Annotated in this window: 14 protein-coding genes; 6 read left to right on the top strand and 8 right to left on the bottom strand. The window is 69.3% G+C overall.

From position 1 onward, the window contains the following. The first annotated feature begins 255 nt into the window (after positions 1–255). Positions 256–747, top strand: a complete 492-nt coding sequence (locus CEK65_RS10630) for a glutathione peroxidase (protein WP_152181701.1) — start codon at positions 256–258, stop codon at positions 745–747. A gap of 248 nt (positions 748–995) precedes the next feature. Here the strand turns inward: CEK65_RS10630 and CEK65_RS10625 are convergent, their stop codons facing one another. From CEK65_RS10625 to CEK65_RS10615, 3 genes are all read right to left on the bottom strand, one after another. After that, complete coding sequence (locus tag CEK65_RS10625) at positions 996–1,775, bottom strand: ferredoxin--NADP reductase (protein WP_026143480.1); 780 nt, start codon at positions 1,773–1,775, stop codon at positions 996–998. 102 nt (positions 1,776–1,877) lie between these two features. Then, complete coding sequence (locus tag CEK65_RS10620; RefSeq protein WP_152181700.1) at positions 1,878–2,276, bottom strand: hypothetical protein; 399 nt, start codon at positions 2,274–2,276, stop codon at positions 1,878–1,880. 25 nt (positions 2,277–2,301) lie between these two features. Beyond that, positions 2,302–4,185, bottom strand: a complete 1,884-nt coding sequence (locus tag CEK65_RS10615; protein ID WP_152181699.1) for an ABC transporter ATP-binding protein — start codon at positions 4,183–4,185, stop codon at positions 2,302–2,304. Between the two features lie 149 nt (positions 4,186–4,334). Here CEK65_RS10615 and CEK65_RS10610 point away from each other — a divergent pair, with 149 nt between their 5' ends. Continuing rightward, the gene (locus CEK65_RS10610; protein ID WP_152181698.1) at positions 4,335–4,595 is read left to right on the top strand and encodes a hypothetical protein; all 261 of its coding nucleotides are present in this window, start codon (positions 4,335–4,337) and stop codon (positions 4,593–4,595) included. A 269-nt stretch (positions 4,596–4,864) separates the two neighbouring features. On the opposite strand, the gene CEK65_RS10605 is transcribed toward CEK65_RS10610, so the two are convergent. From CEK65_RS10605 to CEK65_RS10595, 3 genes are all read right to left on the bottom strand, one after another. Beyond that, positions 4,865–5,767 carry an arginine deiminase-related protein gene (locus CEK65_RS10605; protein WP_152181697.1) on the bottom strand — a complete coding sequence of 301 codons (903 nt, stop codon included), beginning with the start codon at positions 5,765–5,767 and terminating at the stop codon, positions 4,865–4,867. Between the two features lie 305 nt (positions 5,768–6,072). Continuing rightward, a complete protein-coding gene (locus CEK65_RS10600; RefSeq protein WP_152181696.1) occupies positions 6,073–6,513 on the bottom strand; it encodes a carboxymuconolactone decarboxylase family protein in 441 nt (146 codons plus the stop codon). 84 nt (positions 6,514–6,597) lie between these two features. Further along, entirely contained in the window at positions 6,598–7,479 is an 882-nt protein-coding gene (locus tag CEK65_RS10595) for an RNA polymerase sigma-70 factor (protein WP_152181695.1), read from the bottom strand. Between the two features lie 101 nt (positions 7,480–7,580). Between CEK65_RS10595 and CEK65_RS10590 the strand changes: the two genes are divergently transcribed. The 4 genes from CEK65_RS10590 (at position 7,581) to CEK65_RS10575 (ending at position 12,710) form a co-directional block, all read left to right on the top strand. Further along, complete coding sequence (locus tag CEK65_RS10590) at positions 7,581–9,101, top strand: fumarate hydratase (protein WP_017912810.1); 1,521 nt, start codon at positions 7,581–7,583, stop codon at positions 9,099–9,101. A 109-nt stretch (positions 9,102–9,210) separates the two neighbouring features. Continuing rightward, a complete protein-coding gene (locus CEK65_RS10585; protein ID WP_152181694.1) occupies positions 9,211–9,846 on the top strand; it encodes a glutathione S-transferase family protein in 636 nt (211 codons plus the stop codon). A 360-nt stretch (positions 9,847–10,206) separates the two neighbouring features. Next, positions 10,207–10,620, top strand: a complete 414-nt coding sequence (locus CEK65_RS10580; RefSeq protein ID WP_152181714.1) for a DUF2946 family protein — start codon at positions 10,207–10,209, stop codon at positions 10,618–10,620. Positions 10,621–10,655: 35 nt separating this feature from the next. Next, complete coding sequence (locus CEK65_RS10575; RefSeq protein WP_152181693.1) at positions 10,656–12,710, top strand: TonB-dependent copper receptor; 2,055 nt, start codon at positions 10,656–10,658, stop codon at positions 12,708–12,710. 58 nt (positions 12,711–12,768) lie between these two features. On the opposite strand, the gene CEK65_RS10570 is transcribed toward CEK65_RS10575, so the two are convergent. Beyond that, positions 12,769–13,920: a phospholipase A gene (locus CEK65_RS10570; protein WP_048491344.1), complete on the bottom strand. Its 1,152-nt coding sequence runs from the start codon at positions 13,918–13,920 to the stop codon at positions 12,769–12,771. Between the two features lie 142 nt (positions 13,921–14,062). After that, positions 14,063–14,548 carry a DUF456 domain-containing protein gene (locus tag CEK65_RS10565; protein WP_043090812.1) on the bottom strand — a complete coding sequence of 162 codons (486 nt, stop codon included), beginning with the start codon at positions 14,546–14,548 and terminating at the stop codon, positions 14,063–14,065. Positions 14,549–14,846: the final 298 nt, after the last annotated feature.

The raw sequence follows: 14,846 nt of genomic DNA, 5'->3' as shown, positions 1-14,846 counted from the left end.
GGGCGCTGCAGCATCGGCGCTTGTTTCGCAAGGATTTGCGGCATTTGGCGTGAACCTTGATGCAGTGCGCTCGCGCGCATGGCGGCGCCGGTGCCGGCACGCATCGGTGGTGCGCTGGCGGTGTGTTGGCTCGTTCGCGCCCACCTCTGCGACGCGGCCCCGCGCATCGGCCCCGGTTCGCTGGCGACGCGTGCGGCCACCGCGTAGCATCGCCTCGACCCAGCGCCGCTGCGGCGCGCCGCACCACGAGGATCCATGCACACGCCGACCACCGCCTACGCCTTCACCGCGACCACGCTCGACGGGCAGGCGCAGCCGCTTGCCGACTACGCCGGCAAGGTGCTGTTGATCGTCAACGTCGCCTCCAAGTGCGGTTTCACCCCGCAGTACGCCGGGCTGCAGGCGCTGTGGCAGCGTTATCGCGAGCGCGGGCTGGTGGTGCTGGGTTTTCCCTGCGACCAGTTCGGCCATCAGGAGCCGGGCGATGCCGCCGAGATCCGCCAGTTCTGTTCGCTCAGCTACGACGTGGATTTCCCGATGTTCGCCAAGGTGCAGGTCAACGGCGACGGCGCGCATCCACTGTGGCGCTGGCTCAAGCAGCAGAAATCCGGGCTGCTCGGCATCGCCGCGATCAAGTGGAATTTCAGCAAGTTCCTGGTCGGCCGCGATGGTCAGGTGCTGGCGCGTTATGCGCCGACCGACAAGCCGGAAGCGCTGGCCGACGAGATCGAGCGGGCGCTGGGGTAACGATTCGGCCGAGGACGCTCGGCGTGGTCTTGAATGCTGGATGCTTGCTCTTGTGGGAGGGACTTCAGTCCCGACGCGTTCGAGTTAAAGGCGTCGGGACTGAAGTCCCTCCCACACTATTTCGCCACTATTCGCTTTGACCTGCCGCCGTATCGCTTATCCGGTAGGAGCGGCTTCAGCCGCGATGTTTTACCGGGAAAGCCCATCGCGGCTGAAGCCGCTCCTACAACGGGAGACGCGCAGCGCCATCACTTCTCGACGAACGCGCGCTCGAACACGTAATGCCCCGGCGAGCCGATGCGCGGCGAGGCGACGAAGCCGCGGGCGTCCAGGGTATGGCGCAGGTCGGCCAGCATCTGCGGGCTGCCGCAGATCATCGCGCGGTCGTGTTCCGGGTTCAGCGGCGGCAGGCCGAGGGTGCGCTGCATTTCGCCGCTCTCGAGCAACTCGGTGAGGCGGCCGCGGTTGCGGAAGTCCTCGCGGGTCACCGCCGGGTAGTACAGCAGCTTTTCGCGGATGGTCTCGCCGAGGAACTCGTGCTGCGGCAGTTCCTTCTCGAAGTAGTCGCGGTAGGCCAGGTCCTTCTCGAAGCGCACGCCGTGGGTGAGGATCACCTTGTCGAAGCGCTCGTAGGTCTCCGGGTCCTTGATCACCGACAGCCATGGCGCCAGGCCGGTGCCGGTGCCCAGCAGGTACAGGTGACGGCCCGGATGCAGGTCGCTGATCAGCAGGGTGCCGGTGGGCTTCTTGCCGACCAGCACCGAATCGCCCGGCTTGATGTGCTGCAGGCGCGAGGTCAGCGGGCCGTCCGGCACCTTGATGCTGAAGAACTCCAGTTGCTCTTCCCAGTTGGCGCTGGCGATGGAATAGGCGCGCAGCAGCGGCCGCGTCTCCGTCTCCAGGCCGATCATCACGAACTGGCCGTTGTCGAAACGGAAGCCGTCGTTGCGGGTGGTGGTGAAGCTGAAGTAGTCCTCGGTCCAGTGGCGGACATCGAGCACCGTTTCGGGGCCAAAAGCGGAAGACATGCCGTTGATCGTGATGGGGAAGGAACGGCGGCCATTCTACCCCATGCCGGTTCAAATGAGATCAACTCTCATTTGGGGGTGGGCCGATCGCGGCGATCCGGCTCACTTCTCGAACGAGACCTCGTAGGACAGGTACAGCGGCGCTTGCGGCGGCGCCAGCAGCGAGCGCTGGCGCAGGAAACGTTCCAGGCACAAGGCCAGCGGGGTGGTGCCGTTGCGCCAACTGGCGCCGACGCTGCCGTCGGCCTGCACCTGCACCACCACGGTGAACGGCGAGGTGTCCGGACGCGGCGTGGCGCAACTGGCCACGCCCTCGTCCAGCGCCGCGCGCTGCAGGGTCTGCAGGCGTTCCTGCATGGCCGCCGGCAGGCCGGCCTCGTCGCGGTCGGCCAGGGCCTTGGCCGCGGCGTAGTCGGGCGGCGCCGGCGTGTCCGCGGCGGGAGCGGCGAGCGCCGGGACGGCGAGGGCGGCGGCGAACAGGCAGGGCAGGGTACGGAACATGGCGGTGTCGGAAGGGGCGGACGGGCTAACGATACCCAGCGGCCTGCAGTTCGAACAGTTCCGCGTAGCGGCCGCCCTGCGCCATCAGTTCATCATGGGTGCCGCTGGCCTCGATCCGCCCGTCGGCCAGGACCAGGATGCGGTCGGCCATGCGCACGCTGGAGAAGCGGTGCGAGATCAGCACCGCGGTGCGGTTGTCGGACAGTTCCTTGAAGCGCTGGAACACCTCGAACTCGCTGCGCGCGTCCAGCGCGGCGGTCGGCTCGTCGAGGATCATCACCTGCGCGTCGCGCATGTAGGCGCGGGCGATGGCGATCTTCTGCCACTGCCCGCCGGAGAGGTCCACACCGGTCTTGAAGCGGCGCCCGATCACCTGCGCGTAGCCCTGCGGCAGGCCGTCGATCAACTCGGCGGCCATCGCCCGCTGCGCGGCGGCGCGGATCCGCGGCGCGTCGTCCAGCGCGTCGACCTGGCCGACGCCGATGTTCTCGCCCGCACTGAAGTGATAGCGCACGAAATCCTGGAAGATCACCCCGAGGTTGGCGCGCAGGTCGTCCAGGTCGTAGTCGCGCAGGTCGCGCCCGTCGAGCAGGATGCGGCCCTCGTCCGGGTCGTACAGCCGCGCCAGCAGCTTGACCAGGGTGGTCTTGCCGGCGCCGTTCTCGCCGACCAGGGCCAGCACTTCGCCCGCGCGCAGGGCGAAGTCCAGGTGCCGCACCGCCCACTGTTCGGCGTCCGGGTAGCGGAAGCCGACGTTCTCGAACACGAAGCCCTGCACGATCGGCCGCGGCACCGGTACCGCGCCCGGGCGGGTGCGGATCTCCGGGACGATGCGGAAGAACGAGTACAGGTCGTCCAGGTACAGCGCCTGCCCGGCCACCTGCGAGAAGCCGATCAGCAGGCCTTCCAGCAACTGCCGCAGGCGCAGGAAGCTGCCGGCCAGGAAGGTCAGGTCGCCGATGCTGAAGTCGCCGCGCACCGTACGCCAGGCGATGTAGCCGTAGGCGCCGTAGTAGCCCAGCGTGCCCAGCGCCGCCAGCAGGGTGCCCCACAGCATGCGCTTGCGCGCCAGCGCGCGGTTGGCCTGGAAGTAGCGGTCGGCCAGGGCGCGGTAGCGCGCGATCAGGAAGTTGTGCAGGTTGAAGATCTTCACTTCCTTGGCGGTCTCGACGCTGGCGCCGAGCTGGCGCAGGTAGTCGAGCTGGCGGCGCTCGGCCGTCCACTGGAAGTTGAGCGAGTAGCCCAGCGCGTTGAAGTGCGCCTCGCCGATGAAGGCCGGCACCAGCGCCACCGCCAGCAGAGCGATGAGCCACGGCGCGTACACCAGCAGGCCGACCGCGAAGCTGACCACGGTGATCGCGTCCTGCACCTGGCCGAACAACTGGCTCATCAGGTTCATGCGGCCCATGGTCTGGCGCCGCGCGCGGTCCAGCCGGTCCTGCTGCTCCGGATCCTCGAAATCCTCCAGGTCCAGTTGCGCGGCATGCTCCATCAACTGCACGCTGGTGGTGTTGTTGAACAGCTCCGACAGCAGCGTGTCGGCATAGCTGACCAGCCGCGCGAGCAGGTCCGAGGCGATCGCCAGCGCCAGCTCCAGGGCCAGCAGTTCCAGCAGCCGGTTCAGGCGGCCGCTGGCCAGGGCCTGGCCCAGCGTGTCGAACCCGGGCGATTGCCCAACCAGGTGGATGGCCTCGTCGATGATCAGCTTGCCGACGTACAGCGCGGCCACCGGCAGCAGCGCGCGGATCACGCGCAGGCCGATGCTGCTGAGGGTCAGCCAGCGGCTGGTCTGCCAGATCTGGCGCAGGAAGGGCGGCAGGTTGCGCATCGCGTCGAAGCGCTCGCGCAGGCTCGGACTGGTACGGGACGCGGCGCGGGCGCCGCCATGGGAGGGGGAGGTTGAGGCCATCGGCGCATTGTGCCGGGGCAGGGTGTGCGCGGGGAGTGTGGGCTGCGCGGCGACGAAGGCTGCACCGTCGCTGACGCCGGTGGCGGGCGCGCGCTTGCTGAGGGCGGGGCATGGGGTAGCCTCGTCGTTGTCCAGCCGAGGCTGTTGCCATGTTCGTCCCTGCCGTCTCTGTGTTCGCCCGCCTGCGTGCGCATCTGCCGTCGTGGCGCGAACTGCTCGGCTGCACGATTCTCGTCCTGCTTGCCGCCGCGCTGCTGCGGTGTGGCGAGGCGACCATGGTGGTGTTGACGCTGTCGTATGCGGTCTTCGCGATCGGCTACAGCCTGTTCCGCTTGTTCGGCGGTCGTGGTGGCATCGACCTCGAGCAGTTGTGGCGCGAGTTGCTCAATGCGGTCCTTGGGCTGTGCTGATGGGGTTCGTAGCGGCGTGGGCTGCCCGGCGCGACGGCTGTGTCATGCGGCGTGTCGCACCCTCACCCCAACCTCTCTCCTGGGGAGAGGGGCGAGCGCTTCCCTTCTCCCTGCGGGAGAAGGTGCCCCGAAGGGGCGGATGAGGGTACGGGCGAAGCCTCGAAATGCTTGCTACCGCCAGGCGTTCCATGGCGGCCGTACCCTCACCCCAACCCCTCTCCCGGGGGGAGAGGGGCTGATGGAGGCGTCTGGCTGGAGCCTCTTTCGGCTTACTCGTCCAGCCGCAAGGTCAGGCACTTGGCGGCGCCGCCAGCCTTGAGGAATTCGTCCAGCGGGGTCTGCACCACGCGGTAGCCGATCGCGGCCAGTGCGGCGCATAGTTCGGACGAGGCGCGGTTGAGCAGCAGGGTGTCGTCCAGGTCCACCGCGTTGCAGGCGAAGGCGAGGGCGTCGGCCTCGCCGACGGCGATGCGCCGCGAGGCCGGGATGTGCTGGGCGATCGCCTGTTGCGCGTCGGCGTCGAACGCGGCCGGGTAGTACAGCAGGTAGCCGTCGCGCAGCGGGCAGAAGCAGGTGTCCAGGTGATAGAAGCGCGCGTCGATCAGGCGCAGCGGCACCACCTCGATGTCCAGCAGGTCGGTCAGTTCGTGCGCGGCGGCCAGGTCGCTGCGGTGGCCGTGGCCCATCCACAGCCGGCGTGCGCCGCGGTCCAGCAGCGCATCGCCGGCGCCTTCGAAATACACCTGCTCGGGCAATTCCTGGATGCGCAGGCCGGCCTGGCGGCACCAGGCGGCGAACAAGGCTTCCTCGCCACGGCGTTCGGCGTGGCGGAAGCGGCTTGGCACGAAACGGTCGCCGAGCACCAGGCCGGCGTTGGCGCTGAACACCATGTCCGGCAGGCCCGGCGCGGCAGCGATGCAGTCGACGCGGGCGCCTGCCGCCTCGGCCGCGGCCACCAGCGCGTTCCATTGCGCCTGCGCGCGCTCGCGGCTGGCGGCGTGGACGTTGCCTTCCATCCACGGATTGATCACGTAGTCCACCGCGAAGTGCTGCGGCGCGCACATCAGCAGGCGGTGGCGGTAGCTGGCGCTGGCGCGGGACTGCGGTTCGGGGGAGGCGAGGGCCAGGTCGGTCTCGTCGGCCAGGCTGACAGCAAGGGCGTTCTCGATCATGCGCGCGCTCCACGTCTGGGATGCGCGCCACGCTAGCGGCGGCGTGTTGCGGGGACATGTCGGTGGACTGCTGGCGTACGCCAGCGGGATGATCAGCCATTCGGCTGCTGAAAAGCCGGGGATTCGGGATTGGGGATTCGTGCAAGCAGAGCCGCGCGCGCTGGGTTTGCCTGGTGTTGGCATGCGTGGTCGTGCGTCCAGCGGTGAGCATTCGGGAGTTTTGAAATGCTACGCATCCTTGCCGACGACGCGATCCTGCCTCCGAATCCCCAATCCCGAATCCCCAATCCCGGCGCGCAGCGCCCTTACGGCAGCGCCGGCTGCAGCCCCACGCCCAACCGGTTCCAGGCGTTGATCACGGCCACGGCCATGGTCAGCGCGCTGATCCCGGCCGGGTCGAACTGCGCCGTCAGTGCGTCGTACACCGCCTGCGGCGGCGCGCCGGCAGGCAGCGTGGTCAGCGCTTCGGCCCAGTCCAGCGCGGCGCGCTCGCGGGCGTCGAAGAAGCGGCTGTCGCGCCAGGCGGCGAGGGTGTCGAGCTTGCGCGGTTCGGTGCCCGCCCTGCGCAGGGCGGTGGCATGCATGTCGATGCAGTAGGCGCAGCCGTTGAGCTGGGAGACGCGCAGGAACACCAGTTCGGTGAGGGCACTGCCGAGCGTGCCGTCGTGGACCTGCTGGCTGGCGCTGAGCAGGGCGCGGAATGCGTCGGGTTCGTGGCGGGTGTAGTCGATGCGATGGAAGTGCATGGTGGGTCGCGCATGGCGGCCACCATGGCCGCCTTCCCCTCCAGGACGCGGCGGTGCGTCGCGGCGTGACAGCGCCGGCGCAGGTCAGTCACGGCTGGCTGCAGGTCGCGCCGTCGGCACCGGCAGCTTGTCCGGGTTCATCAGCGTCAGCACCTCGGCGATGCGCTCGCCGTCGATCACCAGCAGCGTCGCCGACTGCAGCCGCGGCCCCAGGAAGCGCAGGATCGCCGGTTCGCCGTTGACCGTGCCGATCCGTGCCTGCAGGCCCAGGCCGCGCCGCGCCACGGCCCAGTACAGCCGGCCGATGCGCTCGGCGCCGTGCAGGGGGCGCAGGCTGGCGGTGACCTTGCCACCGCCGTCGGAGCGCAACTGCGCGTCGGCGTGCAGCAAGGCGACGATGGCGGCGCGATCGCCGCGCTGCGAGGCGTGCAGGAAGCGCTCCAGCAGCTGGCGGTGGCGTTCGGGCGTGACCGCGAAGCGCGCCTGGCCCTGGCCGAGCCGTTCGCGCGCCCGATGCACCAGTTGCCGGCAGCCGGCCTCGCTGCGCTCCAGGGTGCGGCCGATCTGCGCGTAGTCGTGGTCGAAGGCCTCCTTCAGCAGGAACGCCGCGCGCTCGTGCGGGTTCAGCCGCTCCAGCAATGCCAGGAACGCCAGCGACACCTGCTCGGCGCGGTCATGGCGCTCGGCCGGGTCGGCGTCGTCGGCGATCTCCAGCGGCTCGGGCAGCCACGGGCCGACGTAGTGCACGCGGCCGCTGCGCGCCGCGCGCAGGCGGTCCAGGCCGAGCCGGGTGGTGGCGGTCACCAGCCAGGCTTCGGGGTCGCGGATCGTGCCGCGGTCGCTGGCCTGCCAGCGCAGCCAGGCGTCCTGCACGATGTCCTCGGCGTCGGCGCGGCTGCCGAGCAGGCGGTAGGCCAGGCCGAACAGCCGGGGGCGGTGGGATTCGAAGGTCGGATCGTGGGTCATGACGACCAGGACGGAACAGGGCGTGCCGGTGTGACAGCGGGCGGGGCCGCCACTTTGCCCTAAAATGGGCGGGTTTCCCCCCGCCAGCCGCAGAGCCAGCCGTGACCTCGATCAAGCAGGAAGACCTCATCCAGTCCGTCGCCGACGCGCTGCAGTACATCAGCTACTACCATCCGGTCGACTACATCAAGAATCTGTCCGCGGCCTACGAGCGCGAGCAGTCGCCGGCGGCCAAGGACGCCATCGCGCAGATCCTGATCAATTCGCGCATGTGCGCCGAGGGCCACCGGCCGATCTGCCAGGACACCGGCATCGTCACCGTGTTCCTCGAGATCGGCATGAACGTGCGCTGGGACGACGCCACCATGGGCGTGGAAGACATGGTCAACGAGGGCGTGCGCCGCGCCTACAACCATCCGGACAACAAGCTGCGCGCCTCGGTGCTGGCCGACCCGGCCGGCAAGCGCCAGAACACCAAGGACAACACCCCGGCGGTGGTCAACGTTAAGGTCGTCCCCGGCGACACCGTCGACGTCATCGTCGCGGCCAAGGGCGGCGGCTCGGAGGCCAAGAGCAAGTTCGCCATGCTCAATCCCTCCGACTCCATCGTCGACTGGGTGCTCAAGACCGTGCCGACCATGGGCGCCGGCTGGTGTCCGCCGGGCATGCTCGGCATCGGCATCGGCGGCACCGCCGAGAAGGCGATGCTGCTGGCCAAGGAAGCGCTGATGGAGCCGATCGACATCGTCGACCTGCAGGCCCGCGGCGCGTCCAACCGTGCCGAGGAGCTGCGCCTGGAGCTGTACGAGAAGGTCAACGCGCTGGGCATCGGCGCGCAGGGCCTGGGCGGCCTGACCACGGTGCTGGACATCAAGGTCAAGGACTACCCGACCCACGCCGCCAACCTGCCGGTGGCGCTGATCCCCAATTGCGCGGCGACCCGCCATGCGCACTTCACCCTGGACGGCAGCGGCGCGGTGATGCTGGATCCGCCCTCGCTGGAGGACTGGCCCAAGCTCACCTACAACCCGACCAATGCGCGCCGGGTGAACCTGGACACCATCACCCGCGAGGAAGTGGCCAGCTTCAAGCCAGGCGAGACGATCCTGCTCAACGGCAAGCTGCTCACCGGCCGCGACGCCGCGCACAAGCGCATGATCGACATGCTCAACCGCGGCGAGACGCTGCCGGTGGACTTCACCAACCGCTTCATCTACTACGTCGGCCCGGTCGATCCGGTGCGCGACGAAGTGGTCGGCCCGGCCGGCCCCACCACCGCCACGCGCATGGACAAGTTCACCCGGCAGATGCTGGAGCAGACCGGCCTGCTGGGCATGGTCGGCAAGTCCGAGCGCGGCGATGCGGCGATCGCCGCGATCCGCGACAACAAGGCGGTGTACCTGATGGCGGTCGGTGGTTCGGCCTACCTGGTGTCCAAGGCGATCAAGGCCAGCAAGGTGCTGGCGTTCGAAGACCTGGGCATGGAGGCGATCTACGAGTTCGAGGTCAAGGACATGCCGGTGACCGTGGCGGTCGATGCCAGCGGCGAGTCGGTGCACAAGACCGGCCCGCGCGAGTGGCAGGCGCGCATCGGCAAGATCCCGGTGGTGGTCGAGGCCTGATCGGCCGCAGCGCGAACGCCGGCGAAGTCGCCGGCGTCGTGCGCGGCGCTGGCGGTGCGCCGGCGCCGCGGCAATAATCGGCGCTGGTTCCGCCTCCGGGGAAAGCGTCGTGTCCATCGTGCTTTACGGCTCGCCCAGTACCGCCTCGTTCGTCGTGCACTGGTTGCTGATCGAACTGCAGGTCGATTTCGAACTGCGCATGCTCGATTTCGAGCGCCAGGAGCAGAAGAGCCCCGAGTACCTGGCGCTCAACCCGCAGGGGCGGGTACCGACCCTGGTGCTGGACGGGCAGGTGCTGACCGAATCGGTCGCCATCGCCATGCACCTGGCCGACCTCTATCCGCACGCCGGCCTGGCGCCGCCGCCCGGCACCCATGAACGCGCGGCCTATTACCGCTGGATGCTGTTCGGCGCCTACACTCTGATGCCGGCCTACCGCGACTGGTTCTATCCCGACGAACCGGCCGGCGCCGACAATGCCGAGCGCGTGCGCGCCAGTGCCCGCACGTTCCTGGAAAAGGCCTGGGACGAGGTGGCGGCCCACCTGGAGCAGGGCGGCCCGTATCTGCTCGGCGAGCACTGCAGCGCCGCCGACTTCGTGCTGGTCATGCTGATGCGCTGGTCGCGCAACATGCCGCGGCCCACCGACAGCTGGCCGGCGCTGAAGGCGCTGGCCGACAGGATGAAGGCGCGCCCGGCGTTCCACGAGACCTATCGGCGGGAAGGCATTACCGATTGGGCGTGAGGTATGGCGCGGAAGCGTGGTTCCGGAAGCAACGGTGGCTATGTCGTGGGGCGTCGGCTGTTGGGGCGCGGCAGCTTCCCCGGACAACGAAGATAGGTTCGTTGAGACTCCGCTCATCCTTTTTTCTGGTCTTCGACATGAGAGTCGCCGAATCAGCAAAGCGCTGATTCACAAGCACGTGCGCTGACCGCTCACGTGATTCACCGCGCGCAAGAGGCGTCGCGCGTCGCCGAGCAGCATGCGGCGCCCCCTCCTGCGTCACGTTGTCGCACCCGCCACTGCGGCCGACCCGCTGCCGACGCGGCCGCCTAGAATGATGCGGTGTCCGTCCTCCGTGCTCCCGCCCGACTGCGCCGCCTGATGCGCTGGCCCGCCTTGCTGGCCGCGCTGTTGCTGGTGGTCGCGCCGGTGGCCAGCCGGCTGCTGGAGACCGCAAGCCTGTCGGTGCCGATGTGCACGACGGCCGGGTTGCAGGCGATGCCGGAACTGCCACCGGAACACGGTGCCGCGCACGCGATCCACGCCGATCACCACGAGGTGTCGAGCGCACAGCGCGACCATGGCCCGGCGCATGCCGCCTGCGATTACTGCCTGCTCGCCGCACGGCTGCTGCCGTGGCTGGCGATCGTCCTGCTGCTGGCCACGGCCTTGCCGGCGCCGAGGGCCGCGACGCCGCTGCGTCATCGCGTCCATGCCGCTGTGCGCTGGCGTGCGCACGGCGCACGCGGGCCGCCACCGAATCTCCAGAACGCTCTCCTGTTTCCGGTGCGCTAGGCGCGCCGGCGCCGTTCTTTTCTGGAGTTCACCTCATGCCTCAGTTCCTGCCGTCGCCCGCGCGGGCGGCGTTGTCGTGCTGCATTCTTGTCAGTCTGTTTCCCGCTTTCGGCCATGCCGAGGCGCCCGATGCCACCACCCTCGACCGGATGCAGGTGACCGCCACCGCGCCGGTCGCGCCGCTGACCTGGACGGTCGATCCGAAGCTGCCGCGGCAGCCGGTGCCGGCCAGCGACGGCGCCGACTATCTGAAGACCGTGCCGGGCTTTGCCGCGATCCGCAACGGCGGCACCAACGGCGATCCGGTGCTGCGCGGCATGTTCGGCTCGCGGCTCAACGTGCTCAGCAACGACGGCACCCTGGTCGGCGCGTGCCCGGCGCGGATGGACAACGCCTTGTCCTACATCGCGCCGGAGACCTTCGACCGGCTCACCATCGTCAAGGGCCCGCAGACCGTGCGCTGGGGACCCGGCGCCTCCGCCGGCACCGTGCGCTTCGAGCGCGACACCCCGCATTACGCGGCGCCGACGCTGGAAGGCGAGGCCAGCGCGCTGGTCGGGTCCTGGAACCGCAACGATCAGAATCTGGACCTGCGCGGCGGCAACCGCAGCGGCTACGCCCGCGTGGACGCCAACCGCTCCGAGTCCGGCGACTACCGCGATGGCGACGGCGCAGTGGTGCCGTCGCGCTGGCGCAAGTGGAATGCCGACGCCGCGGTCGGCTGGACCCCGGACCCGGACACCCTGCTGGAACTCTCCGCCGGCAGCGGCGACGGCCTGGCTCGCTACGCCGGGCGCAGCATGGACGGCACCCAGTTCCGTCGCACCAGCTACGCCGCGCGCTTCGAGCGCACCGACCTGCCCGGCGCCTGGGAAGCGCTGCGCGCCAACGCCTACGTCAACGACGCCGACCACGTCATGGACAACTACACGTTGCGCCGGCCCAACCCGCAGTCGGCGATGCCGATGCCGATGGCCGCCAACGTGGACCGGCGCACCAGCGGCGGGCGCGTGGAATCGGAGTGGCGCTGGGACCAGGTCGTGGTCCAGGCCGGCGTCGACACCCAGCAAAGCCGCCACCGCGACCGCAGCGCCAGCGGCGAGGGCGCATACCGGACCGTGCCGTGGCGCACCGACGCGCGGTTCGACAATCTCGGCGCCTTCGCCGAGGCGACCTTCGGCGCCGGCACGGCGCAGCGCTGGATCGCCGGCCTGCGCCTGGACCGCGCGCAGGTCGAGGACACCCGGCGCAGCATCGGCATGATGGGCATGCCCAATCCCACTGCCGGACAGACGCGCAGCGAAGACCTGGGCAGCGGTTTTCTGCGCGTGGAGCGCAACCTCTCGGCCGACACCGTCTGGTATGCCGGCCTGGGCCGCAGCGCACGCATGCCGGACTACTGGGAGCTGTTCTCTGCCGACATGGGCCCGATGGGCGCGGCCAACGCCTTCGCCGGGCTGCGCCCGGAACGCACCACCCAGCTCGATCTCGGCCTGCAGTACCGCGGCGCGACCGTGCAGGGTTGGGTCTCCGCCTACGCCGGGCGGGTGCAGGACTTCATCCTCTTCACCTATGCCGACGGCGGCATGATGGGCACCACCACCCGCGTCGACAATGTCGATGCGCGCATCGCCGGCGCCGAGGCGGGAATGGATTGGCAGCCGTTGCACGGCCTGACCCTCGGCGGCACGCTGGCCTACGCCTGGGGCGAGAACCGCAGCGACGGCACGCCCTTGCCGCAGATGCCGCCGCTGGAATCGCGGCTCCGACTGGAGTGGGAAGGGCAGCGCTGGTCGGCCGGGGCGTTGCTGCGCGCGGTGGCGCGGCAGGGGCGGGTGGCGTTGGACCAGGGCAATGTGGTCGGCCGCGACCTCGGCCGCAGCGCCGGTTTCGCCACGCTGGGGGTGAGCGGCGGCTACCGGGTCAGTGAGGGGCTGCGGCTGAGCGCCGGCATCGACAACGTGTTCGACCGCCGCTACAGCGAACATCTCAACCTGGCCGGCAGCGCCGACTTCGGCTTCCCGGCCGATCCGGTTCGCATCGCCGAACCGGGCCGCAATCTGTGGCTGAAGGGCAACTACCGGTTCTGAGCGATCGGTGCACGCGACGCCCAGGCGGGCGTCGCGTGCGCCGCTCAGCCGTGGCCGATCAGAACCATTCCAGCAGCGAGATGCCGACGCCGACGTAGGTGGCGCGGTGGTTGTAGTCGATCATGCTCTCGCCATAGCCGTCGAACACCTGCACATGGCCGCGCAGCAGGTTGCTGATCGGGAAGCCCCAGTCCAGCTGCACCGCGCCGTGCGAGCGGTCGCCGCCGCGCAGCGAATGCCGTGCCATCAGCGCCACCTCGTGGCCGTTGCGGTTGTAGATCAGGGTCGCGTCGCCGCGGCCCATGTAGTCCTCGATGTCCGGATTGTTGTCTTGCTTGCGGCTCTCCGGGATGCGGTACCAGGGGCGCAGCACCAGCGCCCAGTTGTCGCGGTCCAGGCCGATGTTGAGCATCGCCCGGTTCCAGCTGCGCGACAGCGGATCGCTGCGGCCGTTGGACTGGTGGGTCAGCTGGATGCCGGTCATCCGTCCCTTCCAGCCGAACAGGCTGTAGTTGTTGCGGAACACCAGCATCAGTTCCGGCTCGTAGTTGGTCTCGCGGAACGGCCGCGACTGCTCCGCGTTGTAGACCTGCCAGCGCGAGCTCTGGGTATACGCGCCCCACAGGTCGCCGTTGTCGCCGAAGATGTTCTCCACGATCTTGGTCTTGAAGCTCAGCTGGAACTTCGCCTCCACGCTGTCCAGCGGCTCGGCGGTGGTCACCGTGTTGACCGGGTTCGGCGAGGACGGCAGCTCGTTCTTCTTGCTGGTCCAGAACGCCGGCAGCAGGTACACCGGCTTGTAGGCGCGCAGCTGGAAGGTGCCCAGCTTGGAGTCCTTGGCCAGTTCCCAGCGGCTGTCCAGCAGCGAGCCCTTGCCGGCATTGGCGATGGTGCTGTCGTAGCGGTCCTGCTTGAAGATCGCGGCGGCGCGCTGGCGGGTGCGCTCGGCGACGCCGGCGTCTTCCGGCACGCTGGCGTCCAGCTGTTGCTTCTGGCGTTCGCTGGCAGCCTGCGCCGCGGCATCGGCGGCCTGCGGATCGGCGGTGCGGCGCGACAACGCCTGGTCGTAGCAGGCCAGGCGGGCGGCGTCGCTGGAAATCGCCACGCAGGCTTCCGGCGAGGCGGGGGTGGGCAGGACTTCCTGCGCGTGCGCAAGCGGCACGGCCGCGATCGACAGCAGCAACAGGGGACGGACCTGACGATGGGACATGCGGTTCTCGCTGCAACGGGCGGCGCGGGCGGGTGGTGCGCTGCCGGGGTGAATGGCCGGCAGGGAAAATACAGGAAGTGACGACAACAGGGTCATCACACGTTCATGCTGCCGCCGCGACGCCGGCTTCAGGCGTGCTGCGTCAGAGCAGCCAGGCCACCGCGAACACCGCGAGCATCGCCAGCGCCAGGCCGAGCTTGGCGGCGGTGCCCAGGACGATGCCCAGCCAGGTGCCGACGCCGACGCGGGTCGCCTGGCGCAGTTCGCGGCCGTGCCAGTACTCCCCGGCCAGAGCACCGACGAAGGGGCCGACGAACAGCCCGATCGGCATGAAGAACATGCCGGCGATCCCGCCCAGCACCGATCCCCACAGCGCCTTGCGGCTGGCGCCGACGCGCTGCGCACCGAACGCGGTAGCCAGCAGGTCGACCAGCAGCGACAGCGCGGTGAGCACGCCCAGCACGGTCAGCGTCGGCCAGCCGAGCCGCTGGAAGCCGTCGGCCCAGGCCGCCAGCAGCATCCCGGCGAACATCAGCGGCGTGCCGGGCAGGGCCGGCAGCAGCACCCCTGCCAGCCCGACCAGAACCAGGAGGCCGGCACAGATGTAATAGATGAACGCAGGGTCCACGTGGCTCACCGCGGGGGAGGTTTGGGGGTTGACAGACGGGGTCTTTTTGCTGATTGCATTTTCATTTTGACCGGGGTAAGTTGCAGCCGCTGCGTTTGCAAAGGTCACCGTGAATCGTGGCCTGATGCGGTAGATCCACCGATCCGCTACATCGTTATACCTCGCTTCCTCCTTGCAACCAGCCGCCGCACCCCACGGCGTACCCACCCCTGAGACGTGTTCCAAGGAGTAAGTCGATCATGAACGGCACTGGCAATCGCGAAAACGGCACCGTGAAGTGGTTCAACGATGCCAAGGG

It is taken from the genome of Xanthomonas sp. LMG 12459, assembly GCF_009192905.1.
GTDB lineage: Bacteria > Pseudomonadota > Gammaproteobacteria > Xanthomonadales > Xanthomonadaceae > Xanthomonas_A > Xanthomonas_A sontii.
The sequence above is the reverse complement of the archived record's forward strand: the minus strand, read 5'-3'. Positions and strand labels throughout refer to the sequence as shown.